15 protein-coding genes, 1 tRNA gene and 1 pseudogene are annotated in these 20,683 nt (G+C 68.1%); 7 read left to right on the plus strand and 10 right to left on the minus strand.

Annotation, left to right across the window (positions count from 1 at the left end; all coding sequences use genetic code 11):
* The first annotated feature begins 13 nt into the window (after positions 1-13).
* A complete protein-coding gene (locus BLU09_RS18505) occupies positions 14-1,387 on the plus strand; it encodes a GGDEF domain-containing response regulator (RefSeq protein ID WP_090490860.1) in 1,374 nt (457 codons plus the stop codon).
* A 3-nt stretch (positions 1,388-1,390) separates the two neighbouring features.
* On the opposite strand, the gene encC is transcribed toward BLU09_RS18505, so the two are convergent.
* A complete protein-coding gene (encC, locus tag BLU09_RS18510; RefSeq protein WP_090490861.1) occupies positions 1,391-1,783 on the minus strand; it encodes an encapsulin nanocompartment cargo protein EncC in 393 nt (130 codons plus the stop codon).
* A gap of 149 nt (positions 1,784-1,932) precedes the next feature.
* Between encC and sinK the strand changes: the two genes are divergently transcribed.
* On the plus strand, positions 1,933-3,450 hold the full coding sequence (gene sinK, locus BLU09_RS18515) for a hybrid histidine protein kinase/response regulator SinK (RefSeq protein WP_167371111.1): 1,518 nt from the start codon (positions 1,933-1,935) through the stop codon (positions 3,448-3,450).
* Positions 3,447-4,550 carry a signal integration modulator SinM gene (sinM, locus tag BLU09_RS18520; RefSeq protein ID WP_090490863.1) on the plus strand — a complete coding sequence of 368 codons (1,104 nt, stop codon included), beginning with the start codon at positions 3,447-3,449 and terminating at the stop codon, positions 4,548-4,550. Before sinK ends, sinM begins: the two co-directional genes overlap by 4 nt.
* 121 nt (positions 4,551-4,671) lie before the next feature.
* Here the strand turns inward: sinM and groL are convergent, their stop codons facing one another.
* The gene (groL, locus tag BLU09_RS18525; protein ID WP_090490864.1) at positions 4,672-6,315 is read right to left on the minus strand and encodes a chaperonin GroEL; all 1,644 of its coding nucleotides are present in this window, start codon (positions 6,313-6,315) and stop codon (positions 4,672-4,674) included.
* Between the two features lie 168 nt (positions 6,316-6,483).
* The gene (locus BLU09_RS18530; RefSeq protein WP_002639463.1) at positions 6,484-6,840 is read right to left on the minus strand and encodes a response regulator; all 357 of its coding nucleotides are present in this window, start codon (positions 6,838-6,840) and stop codon (positions 6,484-6,486) included.
* A gap of 92 nt (positions 6,841-6,932) precedes the next feature.
* Here BLU09_RS18530 and BLU09_RS18535 point away from each other — a divergent pair, with 92 nt between their 5' ends.
* A complete protein-coding gene (locus tag BLU09_RS18535) occupies positions 6,933-8,003 on the plus strand; it encodes a metallopeptidase family protein (protein ID WP_186817635.1) in 1,071 nt (356 codons plus the stop codon).
* On the opposite strand, the gene BLU09_RS18540 is transcribed toward BLU09_RS18535, so the two are convergent.
* A complete protein-coding gene (locus BLU09_RS18540) occupies positions 7,957-8,934 on the minus strand; it encodes an NAD-dependent epimerase/dehydratase family protein (protein WP_090490866.1) in 978 nt (325 codons plus the stop codon). The two genes, BLU09_RS18535 and BLU09_RS18540, sit on opposite strands and share 47 nt — an antisense overlap.
* Before the next feature lie 46 nt (positions 8,935-8,980).
* On the opposite strand from BLU09_RS18540, the gene BLU09_RS18545 reads away from it, so the two are divergent.
* Positions 8,981-9,679 (plus strand): TetR/AcrR family transcriptional regulator, encoded by a 699-nt coding sequence (locus BLU09_RS18545; RefSeq protein ID WP_090490867.1) that lies wholly within the window; start codon positions 8,981-8,983, stop codon positions 9,677-9,679.
* 43 nt (positions 9,680-9,722) lie between these two features.
* Positions 9,723-9,818: transfer RNA gene (locus BLU09_RS38795), tRNA-Sec, on the plus strand.
* 93 nt (positions 9,819-9,911) lie between these two features.
* Here BLU09_RS38795 and BLU09_RS18550 read toward each other — a convergent pair.
* Positions 9,912-10,889, minus strand: a pseudogene (locus tag BLU09_RS18550) (DUF6444 domain-containing protein); the annotation flags it as partial.
* Between the two features lie 136 nt (positions 10,890-11,025).
* Positions 11,026-11,631, minus strand: coding sequence for a hypothetical protein (locus BLU09_RS18555; RefSeq protein WP_090490868.1), 606 nt, complete (start codon positions 11,629-11,631; stop codon positions 11,026-11,028).
* A gap of 521 nt (positions 11,632-12,152) precedes the next feature.
* On the opposite strand from BLU09_RS18555, the gene BLU09_RS38800 reads away from it, so the two are divergent.
* Positions 12,153-16,034, plus strand: a complete 3,882-nt coding sequence (locus tag BLU09_RS38800; protein WP_090490869.1) for a PDDEXK family nuclease — start codon at positions 12,153-12,155, stop codon at positions 16,032-16,034.
* A gap of 74 nt (positions 16,035-16,108) precedes the next feature.
* Here BLU09_RS38800 and BLU09_RS18565 read toward each other — a convergent pair.
* The 4 genes from BLU09_RS18565 to BLU09_RS18580 all read right to left on the minus strand — a co-directional run bounded on the left by BLU09_RS18565 (position 16,109) and on the right by BLU09_RS18580 (position 20,626).
* A protein-coding gene (locus tag BLU09_RS18565) for an ISNCY family transposase (protein WP_373283979.1) occupies positions 16,109-17,664 on the minus strand; the annotation gives its coding sequence in 2 pieces (ribosomal slippage) (positions 16,109-16,740 and positions 16,740-17,664; 1,557 coding nt in all).
* Positions 17,665-17,789: 125 nt separating this feature from the next.
* Positions 17,790-18,572: an IS21-like element helper ATPase IstB gene (istB, locus tag BLU09_RS18570; RefSeq protein WP_090490871.1), complete on the minus strand. Its 783-nt coding sequence runs from the start codon at positions 18,570-18,572 to the stop codon at positions 17,790-17,792.
* Positions 18,573-18,625: 53 nt separating this feature from the next.
* The gene (istA, locus tag BLU09_RS18575; protein ID WP_090490872.1) at positions 18,626-20,197 is read right to left on the minus strand and encodes an IS21 family transposase; all 1,572 of its coding nucleotides are present in this window, start codon (positions 20,195-20,197) and stop codon (positions 18,626-18,628) included.
* 117 nt (positions 20,198-20,314) lie between these two features.
* Positions 20,315-20,626, minus strand: coding sequence for a transposase (locus BLU09_RS18580; RefSeq protein ID WP_167371112.1), 312 nt, complete (start codon positions 20,624-20,626; stop codon positions 20,315-20,317).
* Positions 20,627-20,683 lie beyond the last annotated feature (57 nt).

The following is a 20,683-nucleotide window of genomic DNA, read 5'->3' on the forward strand; positions in this document are numbered from 1 at the left end:
AAGCCGATGGGAGATGGCGCGAATCCTCCTCGTCGACGACGAAAAGATCGCCCGCACCCTGTACGGCGACTACCTCACCGCCGTGGGACACGCCGTCACGGCGGTGGGCACGCTACAAGAGGCAAAGGAAGCGCTCGCAGGCGACCGCTTCGACGCGGTGGTGACGGACCTCATCCTCCCCGGTGGCGACGGCATGGAGGTCCTGCGGCACGTGCGGGAACACCACCCGGGCGTGGAGGTGGTGGTCATCACCGGCCTGGAGAAGGTGGACCCCGCCGTGCGCGCCATCAAGAGCGGCGCCGCGGAGTACCTCGTCAAGCCGGTGGCCCCGGAGGCCCTGCAGCACGCCGTGCGCCGCGCGCTCACCACGCGCGACCTGATGCAGGAGAACGCGTCGCTGCGCCGCCACGTGGCCATGCTGGAGGCGGGGCAACGCATCGCCACCACCCTGGACCGCGAGAAGCTGGCCGCGGCCACCGCCAGCGCGCTGCAGAGCATGGCCTCCGCCAGTGCCGTGGTCCTGCTGGAGCGCGACTCCGCCTTCGCGCTGCGGCGCCACGGCACCAGCGGCCTGTCCACCGCGCTGGAAGAGCCGCTCATCGCCGAGCTCATCGAACGCCTGAGCAACGAACGCGGGCCGCGCGAGCTGGACGGCCTGGACGCGCCCTTCCCTCGCGCCGTCTCCTTCCCCGCGCTGGAGGGCGATGCCGTGCTGGGACACGCGGTGCTCTTCTTCGGCGGCACGGGCGCGGAGTGGGCGGGCGAGACGGCCAGCTTCCTGGTGCGCAACTGGGCGCTCGCGCTGCGCAACCTCGGCCGCTTCGCCGCGGTGGAGGACCTGGCGTACGTCGACGACCTCACGCGCCTGTTCAACACCCGCTACCTGCACCTGGTGGTGGACCGCGAGGTCCAGGACGCACTCCAGTCGCAGCGCACCTTCAGCCTGCTGTTCCTGGACCTGGACCACTTCAAATCCATCAACGACACCCATGGCCACCTCGTGGGCTCCAAGGTGCTGGTGGAGGCGGCGCGCGTGGTGAAGGGCTGCGTGAGAGACCACGACGTCGTCGCGCGCTACGGCGGAGACGAATACGTGGTGGTGCTGCGCAATACCGACTCCGGCGGCGCGCTCAAGGTGGCCGAGCGCATCCGGCGCACCATGGAGACGCACAACTTCCTGGCGCGCGAAGGCCTGTCGCTCAAGCTCACCACGTGCATCGGCGTGGCCAGCTTCCCCGAGCACGCCCAGGACAAGGCCACGCTGTTGGACCTGTCGGACCGGGCCATGTACCGCGGCAAGCGGGGCTCGCGGAACGTCGTCTACATGGCGGCGAAGGACCTGGAGGCCCCACCGGCCGAGCGCCGGCAGGCCCACTCCGCATCCTGACGGCTACCGGCGCAGGCTGCCCACGGTGAGGCGCTTCTCCGGGGTGACGTCCGCTGGAGACGGCGCCTCGCCCTCCTTGCCCACGGCCTCCACGGCCTCGTGCGACGCGCCGGAGGTGATGAGCCGGTACTTCTCCACGGCCTCCTTCGCGTGCGCGGCCTGCTCTGGATCCAACCGGGCGATGAGCTCCCAGAAGAGGGCGGCGTGCTCGCGCTCCTCGTCCATGACGTGCCGGAGGATGGCCTTGGCGTCCTCGTTGTCCGTCGCGTCGATATGGGCCGCGTAGAGGTTGATGGCATCCAGCTCCGCCTCGATGTTGAGACGGATGGAGCGGGCCAACTCGGAGTCCGTCATCTTGCGGGGGACCAGCGAGTGGAACGGGTTGGTCTGCGGCATGAAGGCCCTCCCGAGGCCGGTGTCGCGATATCCGGATTTCCGGGCGGTGCGACGAGAACGCGGCAAGCATCCGCGCCGGCACGGTCCGGGTCAACGGATTCCCTCCAGGTGCGTTGCGTACAAGCGGTTGCCTCCGCCATGCTCGTCACATGGAAACACCCGTGCCGCTCGCCCAACTGCTCCAGGCCCTGGAGGCAGGGGACCTGACGGCCGCGCGAACAGCGGCGGCGGCACTGCAACGTGCGGGAGCGCAAACGTCACAGCTGGCGGCGGAGGTGCTGCACGAGCTGCGACAACCGCTGCTCGGCGTGAAGGCCTACGCCCAACTGCTCGCAGAGGACGGCGCCGCCCCCGGGCCCCTGCGCCTGCTGCTGGCCCAGGTGGAGCGGATGGAGCAGATCGTCTCCGACTTCATCCGCCTGTCGAGCGAACGACCGGCGTCTCAACAGCGCCTCTCCCTGGCGGCCCCCATCTGGGCGGCGGCGAAGCACTTCAGCATCAACCCGGACTCCTCGCGCATCTCCCTGGAGGTAGAGGCCCCGGAGGACATCACCATCCAGGGCAACGCGCGCCTCATCGAACAGCTCACCCTGAACCTGCTCAACAACGCGCGCGACGCCATGGCGGGGCGCGGCCGGGTGAAGGTGGTGCTCACGATGGAGGGCCCCTCCCCTGCCCTCTACGTGGCGGACTGGGGGCCGGGCATCCCCGAGGAGCTGCGAGCGCGCATCTTCGAGCCCTACATCACCGCCAACAAGCGAGGCACCGGACTGGGCTTGTCGGTGTGCCAGCGCATCGCCCGCGAGCACCACGCGCGCCTCGAGCTGGCCCCGCAGGGCGTCATCCGCGACGTCCCGCCCCCGGCCACCGTGTTCCGCGTGCTCTTCCCCGCGACGGACGCGCCGCCCACGCAGAAGCACCGGGTCCTGGTGGTGGATGACGAAATCATCATCCGCATGGTCTTCCGCGACCTGATGGGCAAGGAGTGCGAGATCATCGAAGCGGCGAGCGGCGAGGAGGCCCTGGACCTGCTGCAACAGGCGCCGGTGGACCTCATCGTCACCGACAAGAACCTGCCCGGCATGTCCGGCCTGGAGCTGGCGCAGCAGGCGCGGCGGCTGCACACGGACTCGCGCGTCATCCTGATGACGGGCTACCCGTCGCTGGTGACGACGCAGCAGGCGCTGGAGCTGGGCGTGGTGGACTACCTGCTCAAGCCCTTCGACGACATCCGCGAGGTGCGCGCCCTGCTGCGCTCCACGCTGGCCCGGAAGCCCGCCCCCGCGCCGCTGGAGACGGACCCCGCGATGCGCCGGGTGGACGTGCTGGAGGACAACCCGGCGGCGGCGGCGCAAATCACCCACGCCCTGTCCCTGGTGGGACTGGAAGCGCGCATCCTGACGACGACGGAGCTGGCCGCGCTGGAGCCGCCCGCGGGCGTGGTGGTGAGCTGGGACTTCACGCCCGCCTACGGGCGCAAGGCGCTGGAGCTGGGCAAGGCGCTGGCCCAGGGCGCACCCTTCGTGGTGCTGGCCGAGCACCTCACCATGGAGACGGCGCTGGAGTCCCTGCGTGCGGGCGCCGCCGCGTGCCTTCCCAAGCTGATGTCCGACGCGTCGGCGCTCAGCCGAGAGTTGAACCGCGCATTCAAACGAGAGGCCCCATGAGACTCGCGCTCCTGTCCGTCCTGCTGCTGGGTGTTGCTTGCTCCTCCGACAAGCCTCCGATGCAGGGCGGGCCGGACGCGGGCCGTGGCGACGCGGGCACCGGAGCAGACGACGCAGGCACCGGGACAGACGATGCGGGCAGCGGCGACGCGGGTTGCGAGCCGCTGGCCTCGGGTCCGGGCACCCCACTGCTCACCGGGTTGAACACGCCCCGCAGGCTCGCGGCGGACGCAACGGACCTCTACATCGCCGAGTCCCACTCCCTGAATCCGCAGCAGCCCCAGCCGGGCCCCGGGCGGCTCCTCCGGCTGCCACGCGCGGGCGGTGACGCGGTGTCCGTGGCCACGGGCTTCCGGGCGCCGGATGCCATCGCCGTGGTGGCGGACTCCGTCTACGTGCTCGACCTGGACGGGCTGTGGCGGGTGGACAAGGCGACGGGCACGAAGGACGCACGGTCGCTCGATGCCACGGTGAACAACGTCACCATTGGCGGCACGGACGTCCTGCCCACGCGGATGGGCGACCGGGACGTGGTGGTCATCGCGACGTCGCACCGCCGGCTGGTGCGCGTGGACGCCTCGGGCGGCAACCGCCAGGAGCTCTACGCTGGCACGGGCTACACGCAGGTGCGGGGAGCCCGCGTGGTGGGCCAGGACGTGTGGTTCCTGGTCGCCGCGGGAGAGAGCCCCGGCCTCTACAGCGTGCCGCTGGACGGCAGTGCCCCGGCCACGCTGCGCGACGGCACCATCACCGCCGGCACCTCGTTGGAAGTCACGCCCACACACTTCCTGGTCACCGAAGGCGGCGGCGGAAACGGCCGCGTGCTGCGCCTGCCACGCGAGGGCGGCGCGGCGGAGGTCGTGGCCACGGGCCTCCAGGGGCCCGCCTTCCCGGTGGAGCTGAATGGCACGCTCTACTTCAAGGACGTCAGCACCGGCGGCACGGGCTTCCTCCGCCGCGTGAGCACCTGCGCGCCCGGCGCCCTGGAGCCCGTGGGCCCAGAGGGCGTGGGGCCCGGGGGCCTGCTGGTGGACGGCGACACCCTGCTCTACACGTCGCAGGAGAGCGGCACCGGCGGCGTCGTGGGCCGCGTGCCCTGAGCGCCAGGACGTCCCCGCTGAAACGACAACGGCCCCGGCGCCTCCTGACGAGGCATCCGGGGCCGTTGACTGCCGAGGCCCAGACGGCCCGGGACTCATGTCCCGAGCCCTCCGGAGCGGCTCAGTAGTCCATGTCGTCGCCGCCGTAGTCCGGCATGCCGGCGCCAGCGCCGCCGCCCTTGGCCTTGCCCTTCGGGCGCTCGGCGACCATGGCCTCGGTGGTCAGCAGCAGCGAGGCGACGGAGGCGGCGTTCTGCAGCGCGGTGCGCTCCACCTTCGTCGGGTCGATGACGCCGGCCTTCTCCAGGTCCTCGTAGACCTCCGTGCGGGCGTTGTAGCCGAACGCGCCGGTGCCCTCGCGGACCTTGTTGATGACCACGGCGCCCTCGACGCCGGCGTTGCTGGCAATCTTCCGCAGCGGCTCCTGGAGCGCACGGCGGATGATGGCCACGCCGAAGTCCTGCTCACCGCCCGGCTTCAGCTTCTCCAGCGCGGGCAGCGCGCGGAGGTAGGCCACGCCGCCGCCAGGGACGATGCCCTCTTCGACGGCCGCGCGAGTCGCGTGCAGCGCGTCCTCGACGCGGGCCTTCTTCTCCTTCATCTCCGTCTCGGTGGCCGCACCGACGTTGATGACGGCCACGCCGCCCACCAGCTTCGCCAGACGCTCCTGGAGCTTCTCGCGGTCGTAGTCGCTGGTGACGGAGTCAATCTGCGTGCGGATGAGCTTGATGCGGCCCTCGATGGCCGCCTTCGTGCCCACGCCGTCCACGATGGTGGTGTTGTCCTTGTCCACCGTGGCGCGCTTGGAGCGGCCCAGGTCGGTCAGCGCCAGCGTCTCGAACTTGTGGCCCAGGTCCTCGCTGACCACCGTGCCGCCGGTGAGGACGGCGATGTCCTGCAGCATCTCCTTGCGGCGGTCACCAAAGCCGGGGGCCTTCACCGCGCACACGTTCAGCACGCCGCGGATCTTGTTGACCACCAGGGTGGCCAGGGCCTCGCCCTCGATGTCGTCGGCGATGATGAGCAGCGGCTTGCCGGAGCGGGCCACCTGCTCGAGCAGCGGAATCATGTCCTGCATCGACGAGACCTTCTTCTCGCTGATGAGGATGTAGGGGTCGTCCAGGACGGCCTCCATCCGCTCGCGGTTGGTCACGAAGTACGGGGACACGTAGCCGCGGTCGAACTGCATGCCCTCGACCACGTCGAGCGTCGTCTCGAGGCCCTTCGCCTCCTCGACGGTGATGACGCCCTCCTTGCCGACCTTCTCCATCGCGTCCGCGATGATGGCGCCGATGGTCTCATCGCCGTTGGCAGAGATGGTCCCCACCTGGGTGATGGCCTTCTTGTCGGCGGTGGGCTTGGACAGGCTCTTCAGCTCGCCCACGACGACCTCGACGGCCTTGTCGATGCCGCGCTTGAGGTCCATCGGGCTGTGGCCGGCGGCCACCAGCTTGAGGCCCTCCTCATAGATGGCGCGCGCCAGCACCGTGGCGGTGGTGGTGCCGTCGCCGGCCTTGTCGGAGGTCTTGGACGCGACCTCCTTCACCATCTGCGCGCCCATGTTCTCGAACTTGTTCTCGAGGTCGATCTCCTTGGCGACGGTGACGCCGTCCTTGGTGATCGTGGGGGAGCCGAAGCTCTTCTCGATGACCACGTTGCGGCCCTTGGGGCCGAGGGTCACCGCGACCGCGTCCGACAGGGTGCGGACGCCGCGCAGGATGGCCTCACGCGCGGACTGATGGAAGAAAATTTCCTTCGCTGCCATCGCAACCTCCTGAATTTACTGGGGGATTTTACTGGTACGACACGGGCCGTTAGCACTCGGCCATGGCGAGCGCCAACATAAGGGCCGCCTGAACGATGTCAACCAGGAAGGGTGGGCGTGTAGGCGAGCGGACGGCTCAAAGCACCCTGCCGGGAGGGGCGCCGTGGGCTATTGCGCGAAGCGGACCAGGGTGAGCAGTTGGCCCATGTCCAGGGGCTTGTGGAGCGTCAGGGCCACGCCCTTGCGCAGGCCGCGGTCCGTCACCGAGCCATCCTCGCTGCCCGTCATCAGCAGCACCGGGACGCTCTGGAAGCGGGGGTCCGCCTTGAGCATCTCCGTGAACTGGATGCCGTCCATATGGGGCATCACGTAGTCGGTGATGACCATGCTGACCTGGTTGCGCTCCAGCACGTCGAGCGCCTGGAGCGCGTCGGACGCCGAGTAGACCGTGAACCCATGCATCTCCAAGAAGCGAGAGAGCATCGTGCAGAGTTCGAGATCGTCGTCGACGACAAGGATGTTCACGGGACTGAGCGCCGCACCAGGACGGGCCACGGAACGTAGCAGCCGTGCGCGGCGTTGACAACGAAGTGCGCGGCTTCATATGTCGCGGCCCCATGGGGACGCGGACGTCGAAGCGAACGGGGGTGAGCGGGATGGAGGCGCTGGACGCGGCAGCGGAGGCCTTTGAGATGGGCGACTTCGAGGCGGCCCTGGCCGCCGTCGACCGCGGCCTGGCCCAGGCCCCGGACTCGGTGGACGCCCTGCACCTGCGCGCCGCCGCCCTGGTGGAGCTGGGCCGCCTGGAGGAAGCCGGCCGGGCCTTCGGCGCCGCGCTGAGGGTGTCCCCGGACGACCTGGAGGTGCTCCTGGGCACCGTGGACTGCCTCATCTGCCGCGCGGGCGAGGACCGGGAGGCCGTGGAGGAAGGCCTGGGCTTCTGCGCGAAGGGCAAGCGCCTGGCGCAGAAGGCCGGCGACGTGGAGCTGCTCTACGAGTTCCTCCTCCTGGAGGGCATGGGCCTGAACCAGGTGGGCGAGTGCCGCGCGGCCCTGGCGAGCCTGGACGCGGCGCTGGGGCACATGCCGCGCTCGGTGGACGCGCAGTTGGAGCGGGGCATCGCCCTGTTCGAGCTGTGCCGCTTCGACGACGCGAAGGGCGCCTTCGACAAGGTGCTGAAGGACACGCCTGACGAGGCCTGGGCTCACCAGTACCTGGGGCTGATGGCGGAGCGCCGGGGCGACGAGAAGGAGGCCCAGCGCCGCTTCGCCAAGGCCCAGGCGCTGGTGCCGACGGAGTTCTTCCCGCCGGTGGAGCTGGGCGAGGCCGAGTTCGACCGCGCGGTGGAGGCCGCGGTGCAGTCCCTGCCCGGCCACGCGAAGCAGTACCTGGACAACGTCACCATCGCGGTGGAGGACCTGCCGGCGGACGAGGACCTGCTGGGTGAGGACCCTCCCCTGTCACCGAGCATCCTCGGGGTGTTCCGCGGCCTGGCGGTGGGCGAGCGCAGCGTGACGAACGCGTTCGACCACGTCCCCGCGTCCATCGTGCTGTACCAGAAGAACCTGGAGCGCTTCGCCCGCACCCGCGAGGAGCTCATCGAGCAGATTGGCATCACCGTCATGCACGAGGTCGGTCACCTCATGGGACTGGATGAGGATGACCTGTGGCAGCGAGGGCTGGACTGAGCGCCGCGAGCGTCTGGCGGATGCCGTCGCGGTACGGCGTCTTCCGGATGTCGCCGAGCAGCGCCCGCAGCGCCGAGTCGTCCATGATGACGGGCGAGGTGTGCAGGTAGTGCATCTCTCCCAGCTCGCGCATGAACGGGCTGAAGAGGCCGATGAGGCGCACCATCCCCGGCCCCAGCACCGAGTACTTCGCGGGGTGGCCGGCCTGGGCGTAGATGTCCTCCACCAGGGCCGCCTGGGAGGTGACGCCCGCGCCCCCGAGGTTCCAGAAGCGGCCGTAGGCGCCCGGATGGTCCATGAGCGCCGTCACCGTGGGCCCCACGTCGGGCACAAAGACGAACTCATGGGGCGTGTCGATGGGGCCGATGAGCTGGGCGCGCTTGCCCTGTGAGGCGGCGACGAAGGCGCGATGGAGGAAGCTGTTCTCCACGCCCGGGCCGTAGAAGTCCGGCAGGCGGAGGATCGTGACTTGGATGGAGCCCGCCTTGTCCGCCGCGAGCAGCAGGTCCTCCTGGGCCTTGCGCAAGCGGCCCTTGTTGGTGTGCGGCACGCGGGGGTGGGACTCGTGGACGACGTCCGTGCGAGGCCGGCCGTAGGGGTACACGCTGGCGATGAAGACGATGCGCTCCACGCCCTCGGCGATGGCGGCGTCGAGCGTGCGATTCATCAGCACGGGGTGGAGGTGGAACTGCCAGTAGGGAACGCCCACCAGATAGATGAGCGTCTGGACGCCCCGGGCTGCGGCCTGGATGGAGGCCATGTCGTCGGGATTCCAGGTGACGATCTCCGCCTGCGGGTCCGCCCCGAACTCCCGCTGGAGTCCCTCTCGGGAGCGCCCCACCACGCGGTAGCCCCGCCCCTGCCCCCGCAGCGCCTGCGCGATGCTGTGTCCGACGACGCCCGAGGCGCCGAACAACGCAACCGTGCCCATGTCCTGTTCCCTCTTCCGAACGGCGAGTGGTTTATGAACACCGTTCATGAACGCCGTTCATCTACTGCTGGGCGTTCAGTGGGTCAAGGCCTACACTGGGAACATGGGGATTGCGGAGCGGAAGGAGCGACAGCGAGCGGAGCTGCGCGAGCAGATTCTGCGAGTCGCCCGGGACATCGTGGTGAAGGAGGGCTTCCCTGCCCTCTCGATGCGCAAGCTGGCGGAGGCGGTGGAGTACGCGCCGGCGACGCTCTACCTCCACTTCGAGAACCGGGAGGCCATCGCGAAGGAGCTGTGCGTGCGCGGCTTCCAGGACCTGCTGGCCATGCTGGAGCCCGCGACCCAGGTGGAGGACCCGCTGGAGCGGTTGCCCAAGCTGGCGGAGGCCTACGTCCGATTTGGCCTGGAGCACCCGGAGACGTACCGGATGATCTTCATGGAGGACCCGAAGCTCTCCACGGCGTTGTTCGGGGACCATCCGGAGGGCCCGGGCCCGAGGTCCTTCGGGGTCCTGGTGCAGGTGTTCGTGGACCTGGTGGCGGCCGGGAGGCTGGAGGAGGGCACGAAGCCGGAGCAACTCGCGGAGGTGCTGTGGGCGGGGGTCCACGGCATTGTGAGCTTGAGGCTCACGTGCACCGGTTTTCCGGGTTCGCCTGCGGAGGAGCTCACGCAGGTGATGGTGTCCACGCTGGTGCAGGGCTTGCCCGGGCTGACGACGGAACCGGCGCCGACAAAGGCCCGGTAGCGCTGAGTTGACGGGGTCTGGAGGGTCCGGCGTAATCGCAGACGGTAGGGCCTCCGGACCTGGTGGCCGGCCCGGTCTTCAAAACCGGTGAGGGGCGCTGAGAGGCGTCCCTGGCGAGTTCGATTCCCGTGCCCTACCGCCGACTTGCATCCATACCAACACCTTTAAAAGCAATAAACCAATCGTAACCGTTCACCGACTCATGCTGCGTGCGCAGGCTAAGAGGCCTCCGCAAGGGAAAGCAGCGAGGGGGCGGCAGGCTCCGGCGGTGCGTGCGCAACGTGTCCGTGAGGAAGTCCAGCACGCCCCGCTCTTGCAGCTTGAGCGTGGTGACTGCGGTGAAGATGCGCTCGACGAAGCAGCTGCCCTCGGGTCCTTGTGTCCCGAATGACGTCTTGCGGTACATGACGGCGTGGCGGATGCACTGCTCGCCGAAATTATTCGTCGGCTCGATGCCGCCAAGCACGATGGCCTCGGCCCTGATTGCGCCCCTCCCCCCATCCCGTCTCGTCCGCGTGGGACTTGCCGGCCGCCTGCACGTACAGGCGGGCCTCGGCCACCGCTGGGGCCAGCGCGTCCGTCATCTCCCCTTCGAGATTCACCACGCTGCCCACCGACAAGTCCACGCCCAGCATGTCCGAGAGGGCGTCCTTCACCAGCCGTTTGGACAGCCGGTACGTGCCTACCAGCAGACGGGCCAGCGCCCCAACCTGTCTCCGAACGCGCTGCGGGCATACGCGGGTACCGGCTGGCACGCCAGCGTGCCGCATGCGGAGCACTCCAAGGCGTGGCTGCGGTACTCGGTGACGACGGCCGACAGTGGCGGCACCTCGACCACCTGGTGGCGGCGCGGCTCGCAATCTCTGCCCACCAGCCGCTACCCGCAGCCTTTGCACTCCTGGGGCACCAACTCGATGACGTGCTGCACGGCTTCGGGCGGCAGGAGACTTCGTTCATGCTTCTTGTGTCCCGGCTGGCCACCGGGGCTGCGGCCCGTGGGCTTCTTCGCCGGGCGCGGCGTGCCGGGAGCGTCCGCGGAGGGCGGCTTCGAGGAGTTGCTCGAATTCTGGCTCAGCCGCGCCTCCAATTCCGCCACGCGCGCCGTGAGAGCCTCTACCTTCGCCATCAACTCGACGATGACTGCGTCGCGCGCGGCCACCTGCGCTTCCAACTCCGCGATGCGCGCATCCTTGGGGTCGAGTTCCGCCACGAGTGGCGGTGTGTCACGCCACAACCACCACCGTCCCGCCCACCGTCCGCTGCCCGGCCGTCTCTTCAAGCAGGCACCAACCGGTGAACGGTTACAATTATTGTAGGAGCAGACTGCCCGATGCCGACTGTCTCACTCATGTTGGCAGATTGGGAACGCTAGAGGATGTCGTGGTCTTGCGCCCTTTCTTGGCCACCTCGGCCTCCCACTTCTTCTCTGTTTCCATAGCCACCGCATCAACCGCTATCTGGAGTTCAGGGAGGCGCCACTTGCCGCCGGGTACGCCGTTCTCAAACTCCTTCCTCACACCGGGCTTCGTCAGGAGGTGCCTAATCACGGCAGCGAACATAGGCTTCGTAGCGAGGTGCAATTCCAGCGCGTCCTCAATGAACCCGACCCACCAGACTTCTATCCTTTCCTTTTGATCAGGCTCCACAGCGAGTTCTGCTTGGAGGATTTGGTTGTAGAGCCCAGCGAGGTAGGCCCATTGAGAGGAGAACCGAGCGTAGAACGCGGCATACGCGCCTGCGAAGACCGCTCCAGCCCATGGTGCGGTGTCGTGGAGGTCTCCAAGGAACCCGCGAAGACTCAGGGTGCCCCATACGCTCTCTGGGTCAGTGACTACCTTCAACGGAAACGCCACCAAATACACCAGGAAGGTGACCCACAGGCTCCTCTTAAGCACAACCGTCCCACCATTGGCCTTCTTGTCGAGGAAGAACTCGCCGGAAAGAAATCTCATCACCGCCACGTGACGACCCCCGTTGTCAGTAGTTGCCGCGCGACGGTACGTGCCGAGCCTGTAGCACTGCAACTACTCCGTCGGCAGCAAGCCCGGCCTCCCATAGCTGAGAGCGGACGACGTACATGGTGTTCTTCCATAGGCCGGTTTCCCGAGGCGTATCGTCCACATTGGCGCCCTTCTCCAAGCTGCGCTTCTCCCCTGCGGTGGCCTCCCCTCCTTCTCAGGAGACAGGTCCGCATGTGTAGTTCCCCGGCCGCTTGCGCTGTCTGCCATGGTTATTGCCTGGCACCGGGTGAAGTCGGCATCCTCGTCCATGCCGCGCTGCGGCGCACGCCGCACTATGCAAGCGTTCAGAGGCAGCCGCTGGGGTAGCGTTTCATCGTATTCGTCCACGAATTCCGAGCCTCCAGCCGGGCTGGCCAACTCGTCCGTCCGTGCTCGCGCCACGTCATCCATGCGGTGCGGTGGCTCGGCTCGGCGGCTACCCGCGCGCCCGCCCATGTGTTTAATGATGGGCCATGGCCGCTCCCACTCCGCTCGAACCACCCATCATGTCCCGGCACGAACTGCTGCCCCTTCAGCAGCTAAAGTGGGAAGTCTTCGAGAGCTTCTGCTGCGAGTTGCTCACGCTCCTCAAGCCGGACTTCACGTTCGAGCACTACGGCAAGCAGGGCGACAAGCAGCGCGGCATCGACCTGATCGGGAGGGGCGAGGATGGCAGCCTGCGGGTTGCTCAATGCAAGAAGGTGGACCGTTTCGCCCCAGCGGATGCCAGAGCAGTGGTGGCGGCCATGGCCTTCCAGGCCGACAAGTACCTCCTCCTCATGAGCAGCGAGGCCACGACGGGGGTCCGGGATGTCATCCTCAATACCCCCTACTGGGAACTCTGGGACGTGAGGGACATCTCCCGGCGGGCTCGCCGCCTGCCGCCCGAGACGGCCCAGCAGCTCGTCGAGAACTACTTCGGCCTCGCTTGGTGCGAGGTTTTCCTGGGACACATGGGAAGCGCAGGACTGCTCACTCCCGAGGAGTACTTCGCCCGGCTGCTCGACGAGACGCAGCTATTCCACCAAGCGTGGCCCCTGATGGGCCAGGAGAAACTTTTGGACGAACTCGATGGGCTCCTGGGCGGGACCTATGACGCCGCGCTGCTGTGTGGCAGGGGCGGCATCGGTAAGACCAAACTGCTCTACGAGTGGTCCAAACGGGCGCGCTCGTGCACCCCGGAGACACATATCCTCTTCTTCGAACCCCATCTCGTGGAGAACGGGGCACTCGCCACCGGGCTCCCAGCGGGTCCCTGCGTGCTCGTGGTGGATGATGCCCATGCTGCGGGGAATCTCGACCCGCTGCTGGCACTAGTCCACAGCCGTCCGAGACTCAAGGTCCTCCTGACCTGCCGGCCTCAGGCCGACGGCGAGCTGCGCTCGCGGCTGTACAGGGCGGACTTCGACTTGCGCAAGACCCTGCACCTGGAGGTTCCTCAACTGTCGGAAGCGGAGGTGCTCGCGCTGGCGCAGCAGGGGCTGGGTGAGGAGCGAAGCCATCTCGCCGGAAGGCTCGCGGCCATCACCGTGGACAGCCCGCTCGCGACAGTCGTGGGGGCAAGGCTCATCTCGGAGCGGGGACTCGATCCACGCCTGTTGTCGAGCGACAAGGACTTCAAGGCACAACTGTTCCGGCGCTTCGAGGAGATCATCCTCGGGGAAGTGAGCGCCAGGGTGGAACCCCGCTTCTGCCGACAGTTGCTCCAACTGCTCTCGGCCCTCTCGCCTTTCGACCTGGAGGACGCCTTTCTCCCCAAGCAGGCCTGGGAGTTCCTGGGGGCCGACGAAGAGACCTTCCGGAAGGCGCTCGACGCCCTGGTCGAGGCAGGCGCACTGCTGCGCACCGGCAATCACCTGCGCATCACGCCGGATCTACTCTCCGAGCACCTCTTCCAGGAGGCTTGTGTCACCCTGGGCCAGTCAACGGGCTACGCCGAGAAGGTCTTCGAGCAATTCGCGGGCATCTGCCCCGAGACGCTCGCGTCCAACCTGGCGGTACTGGGCTGGCGGCTGCGCGAAACGAGAGAGGAGCCACCCGGCTTCCTCAAAGGCCCTTGGGGACGGACCAAACACATTCTCCAGACCGGGGCGAACCATGACCGCCGGTTCGCGCTCCGGCTGGTCATCGCGGCTGCCTACCACGAGCCCCGGCGGGCGCTGGAATGCGTAGAGGCGCTGCTCCATGCGCTCTACGCCCAGAGAACCGAAACCACGCAGCCCCTTCCACCCGAGATCCAGGAGCAGGCCTTCACCGTGCTCTGGCTCGTCCTGGAAGCCTCGGAGCCCCCGGTAGCGCACCGCTGTCTGGATTTGATGTGGCAGGTGGGCCGGGACGATCCGCGCCCCCTGGGATGGGAGCAGATGACCGACCATGGAGTGGTGGTGCTCTCCCGGATCGCCCGCTACCACCCCCATAAGTCCGACGCCCGGTATGGCCTCGTTCTGGATGCCTTCGAGCGTTGGCTGGAGGAGCCGGATGCCCTTGAGCATCCGCACACGCCCCTGCCGATCCTCGATGCCCTCCTCCGGAAGCAGATAAACCTCGTCCTCAAGGAAGGGGATCGAGGCATGTCCGAGTCCTTCTTCGCCGATGCAGCGCAGATGGGTTCCATCCGCGGGCGGGCGCTGGCGCTCGTGGGACGATGTGCCCGCGCTGGCAGTCCGCGTGCCGTCCAGGCGGCTGCGGACTGCCTGGGCCAAGCCTTGCGCCATCCCAGATCTATGCACGCTGAGGATCCTCAAGGGACCGGGCAGTGGATCCCCGAACAGCTCCAAATTATCGAACTGCTTGAGCAGCTCGCGTCCGAGCTCCCAGAGCCATTGTGCCATCAACTTCTCGTCAATGCGCTATACCCGGCCATCATCGAGAAGATGGAGCCGCGCGTCTTCGCACGGGCGCTCGCCTTCATCTCGTCCGTCCCGGATGTCTTCGAACTGAGGCTGGTGCGTGCCTTGAAACACAACTCGCTAGTGGACTCCCGGCTCGACACCGTCGATGAGGTGTCCGTCCGCTGGCCTCCGACGAAGGACCTCCTGCCGGGTATCGAGAAAGAGTTTCGCGAGAGATTTCCGGACCCGGCAGCGGGGTATGCGCATCTCCAGGAGCGCATCTCGACCATCGCACAGTTCAAGCGGGGTTCAGCCTCACCGGGGGATTTCCTGAAGACAATCGCCCAGGCCAATCCCTTGTACGCGCAGTGCTTCTGCGAGCACGCCCTCGCGCAGGAGTCGACGTCGCTGGATGACTTCCTTCCCGGAATGCTCGGCGTGCTCAGGGAACAATCGTTTCGCTGGTTCCTGCCCACGCTCCGGCGGCTGGTAGCGTCCGGGGCACCTCGCCTGCGCGACCTGGCCGCCAGGAGCTATGCGTCCGTCGGCATGGCGGCGATGGCGTCCAACGAGGTACTGAAGCTCGAAGACGAGGAATTGCGCACGTTGCGCATGCTGATAGCTGACGAGCAACTGGAGACCCGGAGCGCCGCGGTCTTCTGGCTCTACGTCCTTGAGCCCGCGAGAGATTCCTGGCTCGTCGAAGCGCTGGCGGAACTCGACATCAAAGCGGACACGGCCCTGGCGAGCAATCTATGCCGCGTCCTGAAGACCCTGCATGCCAGGAACGGTATTCCTCCCGAGCATCTGGACATGTTTCTTAGCAAGCTCCTCCCCATCCGAAGCTTGCCCTTGGGCTCCATCCAACAGTTCCTGGCCGATGTCTCGGCTGGGCGGGCGGCACCCCAGGTATTCGAATTCGTGCTCTCCCGCATCCAGCACCTGGAGACGGGCACGCCGGCGGACTTCGAGCCCTTCCCGCAGGAGCGAGATCCCGACTTCCCGCGCCTGCTCGGGAGCGACGAGCACGCCACGTCACATCTCCAGGCCGTGCTCGCCAAATACCCAGGAGCCACAGTCGCCCAGCGCCGGTGGCTCGCGATGCTGTTCAACGCGCTCTCGTCCGACTGCGGCTCCTCGGAGAGCATCGCCCTACTCCAGGAACAGGCTCGCACGGGTGACGCGAGCACCCTGGATGCCGTGGCTTCGGTGCTCAGTCATGCCCCCGTCGATTTCGTTCTCGACAAGTTCGAACTCACCCGCCGTCTCGTCGAGCGATCCAGCACGCTCGGAGAGACGTGCGCCCGGGACTTTATGCACCGGCTGTTACGGCGAGCCGCGCTGGGAGCCAGAGAGGGAGACGGGAGAACTTCCGTGCCCCAAGGGGAACAGCGTCTGGAACGAGCCCTGCGCTGCCGGATCGGACTCCCCCTGGGCTCCCGCGCCTACCCCTTCTATGCGAGGCTCTGCGAGAAGCTCGAGGAGTTGCAGCCACCAAGAAACTGGCCCTCACGAGCATCATGAACGACACCCGCGTGCGACTGGTCTCGTAGAAAAGCCTTCCGCCGGCGGGCGTCGTTGCGGCACCCGTCTTTTTTCTACGCCGGCAAAGCTCTCCTGAGCTCCCGCTCAATCGCTGCGAGGTAGGCGTTCGGATTGGCCCGGAATCGACGGCCCAAGATTCGCGCGTGTTGCCGTCTTCGAAGGGAGGCACGCAGATTCCTCCACGCGATGATGTCTTTGGGGGCCAGTTCCGCGCCGGCAGTGGGGGCAAGTCGGGTCGCCACTGCGGCGACGACTCGCACCTGTCCGCGCACCACCAGGCCCTCGCTTCCGCGGCGCCGGCCCGAGGCCCGGCGCTCGTGGTAGCGGCAACTGCCAAACAGGTGCTCCAAGTCATTGTCCGTGCGAGGCAGGCCGGGTACGTCGTAGCAATGGAAGAGGCCGAGCCAATAGCGACGCGTCTCCAGGAGGAAATGGGCCAGCGCCGCGCGGTGGGGGGCGCGGGTGCGTCGCACGGCATCCTCCAGTGCGCCGACAAGGCCGGCCATGCGCCTTTTGACGTGACAGCCTTTCTCGCCGGAGGCATTGGTGAGGAATTCGGCGACTCGCTCTACCCACCGGAAGGCCGCCTTCAATGGTGGCCACATCCTCGCCGTCTGCATCAGACCGCGCCTCAATAGCAGGCGCAGCCGATTCATTTCTCTGGCGCGCGCCCCCCTTTTTCTGCCCGGCGGAGACTCGCTTCAATCGCTCGCAGTCGCCGGTGCAACTCCAAGCCGGAGGGCTTCAGGGGCGGGCGCCTGTCGTCCGTCAAGGCGCTGCGCACCGCGGCGCAGTAGCCACGGACGGCCTGTGCTTGGGCGTCCTGGCGCCCTTCGACGGCGCGCTCGATAACCCGCACTCCTCGCACATGACTCTTCAGCAGCTTCTTGGCGTGCCGGTCCGCTTCGTAGAGGGGGCGGGCCGCTTCACGCAGGTAGTGGAAGTGGCAGAGTTGGTGAGGCACCCCAGGCAGCGCCGAGGCCACCGCGTTGCGGATGGAGCGCTGGCCATCCGAGACGACTCCGGCAATGGGCACCGCCAGCGCCGCATGCACCTCCTGGAGCAGCGGGACCAACTCCGCCTCGCCACTGCCCAGCAAGCTACGGGCTGCCAGCACCTCGCCGGAGAGGCAGTCGCGCACCACCCACAACACCTCATGGCCCACCTCGGGCTGTAAGCCGTCCATGGCCAACACCACCCGGCCCTGTTGACGTGTCACCTGCTGCAGTCGCCGGCTGTCTGTCATTCGCAGTGCCAGCAACTCATCGTACCGGTCGAGTTGGTTGGTGACACTGCGCTCGGAAATGGAGACGCCCCGTGCGCGAAGAACTGCATGGATTTCCGGGACGCTGCGGTGCTCGTGGTAGCGCAGTGCCCCAATCAAGGCGATGACGTCCAGGCCGAACTCATGGTCCGGCAGCGCCCACCGGCCCTCTTCTTCGGCACGCACGGGCTTCAAGTACAACGGGCAACCCTTCCGGTGGCACACTCGCACCTGCACCTTAAGGGCGACCACCGCCTCCAGCGTCAGCACGTTCCGCCGTGCCCGGTAGTCCGCTGGGGCGGGCCCTCCGCACGCGGAGCACCGCCGTCGATGGTTCTCTGTCAAGGCTCGGCCAATCAGGTCGCTGTTCGGTTCGGCCAATCAGGTCCGGACGTGAAGCGCCCAGGAATCGGGGCGGAGTGGTCCGAGCGGGTTCGGCCAAACCGGTCCGGCAGGGGCTCCGCTGGGTGTCAGCGTGCGATGGTCTCGACCTGGGCCGCGCGCGGTGCGCGGGTGCGCTTGGCGGGCGGTGGGTTGCGGTAGCTGTCGCCCTCGATGGTGAGGACATGGGCGTGGTGCAGCAGCCTGTCCATCGCGGCGCTGGCCAGCAGTGCGTCACCAAATAGCGGCGGCCACTCCTCCAGGGCGCGATTGGAGGTGATGCAAGTGGCCGCGCGCTCGTAGCGACGGCGGACAATCTCGTACAGGTCGATGCCCTCCTCGCCCGTGAGTGGCCGCAGTCCCAGGTCGTCGATGATGAGCAGGGTTGGAGTGGTGAAGCGCAGGAGGCGTCGCTCGTAGCTGTTGTCAGCGCGTGAGGCTCGCAACTGCGTGAGCATGTCGTGGGCGCTCACGTAGAGGACGGCGTGGCCGGCGCGACAGGCACGCTGGCCCAGCGCCTGGGCGAGGTGACTCTTGCCGACGCCCGCCGGGCCCACCACCAGCACGTTCTCGTGCCGCTCGACAAAGGCGCAGGTGCCCAGCTCCAACACCTTGGTACGAGGGACGGAGGTGTTGAAGGAGAAGTCGAAGTCCTCCAGGGTGCTGGGCCGCTCGAAGGCGGCACGGCGCATGCGCACGTCCAACTGCTTGCCGTCGCGCCGCTCCACCTCGTCGGCGAGCAGTCGGTAGAGGAATTCCGTCAGCGACAGGTTTGCGTCGGCCGCCTCGCGGCAGCGCACCTCGAGGGACTGCAGCAGCCCGGACAGGCGCAGCTTCTTCAGCACGGGGACGAGTTCGTCATAAGCACTCATGCGGGGGACACTCCTTGAGCGGGGTGGGACTGCGGGGCAAGCGAGGGGGAGCGCTAACGCAGCAGCAGCGTGCGCACGTCGCGCGCATAGCGGGGAGCTGGCGGCGTAGCGGTGGCGGTGGGCGTGGCGAGGGCCAGGTGCCCGTCCTGGGGCAACGGCTGCAAGTCCAGGCCGCGGCGCAGGATGTCCTTGAGGCCCTGGTAGCGCAGGTTGCCGAAGTGCAGCGCCCGGCGGCACGCGGCCTCGGCTCGCTCGCGCGGGAAGCCCTCCAGGTGCACCACCATGGCCTGCACGCAGCGCAGTTGGCTGAGGACGTCATCCGCGTCGAAGACGGCGCGCACGTACGCCTCGGTGTGAGGGCCCAGCCGTGCCGCCCGCGTCTCCCAGTGGCTGCGGCTGCGGTGGCGCAGGGCCGCGCGCGCCTCGGGCAGGTGGGCCTCCACGGTGCTGCGGTGGCCCTCGCCGCGCAGCGGGTGGGTGGCCACGCGCTCGTCCTGGGCGTACACGCGCACGTCATGGGCCGTGACGCACAGCCAGACGCGCTGGCCGATGAGACGCCACGGCACCGAGTACAGCCGTCGGCCGTACATGACGTGAGCGTCGCGGTGTACGCGGGCCTCGTGCCACACCTCGGGCGCCCACGCGGCCGCCGGCAGCGCGCGCAGCGCCGAGGCTTCGGCCTGCTGGAAGAGGAGGCGCGGCTGGCGCCCCGTCGTGCCGTGCACGCGCACCGACGCCACGTCGCGTAGCCAGCGCTGCAGGGCGGCCTCGCACTCGCGCGCGTCCTCTCCGGCCCTCCCGGCGAAGAAGTTGCCCTTCACGTAGCGCACGCCCGCCTCCACCTTGCCCTTCTTCTCGGGGGCGCGGGGTGGGGCCGGGTCGACGATGAAGGCGTAGTGGCGCGCCAGCGCGCGGTAGCTGCGCTGTAGGGCCCTCTCTGCGTCCACCCCGAAGGCAGCGCGCACCACCGCCGCTTTGAGGTTGTCGGGCACGATGCAATGGGGCACGCCACCGAAGTACGCGAAGGCGGCCTCGTGACAGCGCAGCCACGTCTCCACGCGCTGGTCGAACACCAGCGTGGCGAAGAGGTGGCGGCTGTAGCCGAGCACCATGACGAACACCCAGGCGCGCCGCAGCGCCCCCGTGTCCGCGTCGTACAGCCGGCCCACTTCACCGAAGTCCACCTGCGCAACTTCGCCTGGGGCCGTCTCCACAGGAATTGCGACGTCCTCTTCACTCACGCCCTGGGCCCGACGCACGCTGCCCACCATACGTTTGACCGCCGAGAGGCTGCCTGCCGGCACCCCTGCCTCCATCTGCAGCCGGGTGAAGATGGCCTGCGGCTGCAGGCCCTTGGCCACCCACGATTCCACCTGGGCCCGGTGCGCCTCCAGGCTGGACGTCTGCTGGGGCACTGGCGGGGCTGCGGGCCGCGCCGCCAGCACCGCGGCCTTGAGCACCTCGAGCTCGGGCAGCCCCTGCACGTCGCCCTGCAGCAGCCCCGCCGCCTCCAGCACGCGCCGGTAGCTGCGCTCCACGTCCACGCCCATGCGCAGCACCCGGGCCACTTGCCTCGCGGGTGTGCCCAGGCGGTGCAACCGCACCAACTCCTGCAGCCGGTCCATTTCCACTCTCCGGTTACTCACGCCACTTCCCTTTCCAAGGGAAGTCAGCGTGGCCTGTCGGCGAGACACCCGAGTGGACCGGTTTGGCCGAACCGGTGCGGACCGGTTTGGCCGAACTCACCCAGACCGGGTTCGCCGAACTCCGGAGGACCTGTTACGCCGAGCTACGACACCCAACTCCTCACCCTCAAGCCCCTGGGCCATCACCAGCACGCGCAGCTTCTCCTCGGGCGTCCACTTCTGCGGGGCAGTGGGCTTCTTCTCCTCGGGCGGCGGCGTCATCGCCGCTACCCTACGCGCCTCGCGCAACCACTGCGACAGCGTCGGCTGCGAGACTCCCACCTGACGGGAAAGCGCCGCAGCGCTCACCGCGCCTGGCCCCACCATCCGTTTCACCATCTCCGCCTTGAATGCATCCGTGTACGACACAGCTACCTGCCTGTACTCGCCCCCGGGGGTGGTCAGCTCGGCCGGTCAGCCGAGGCG

The sequence above is a fragment of the Myxococcus virescens genome (genome assembly GCF_900101905.1).
GTDB lineage: Bacteria > Myxococcota > Myxococcia > Myxococcales > Myxococcaceae > Myxococcus > Myxococcus virescens.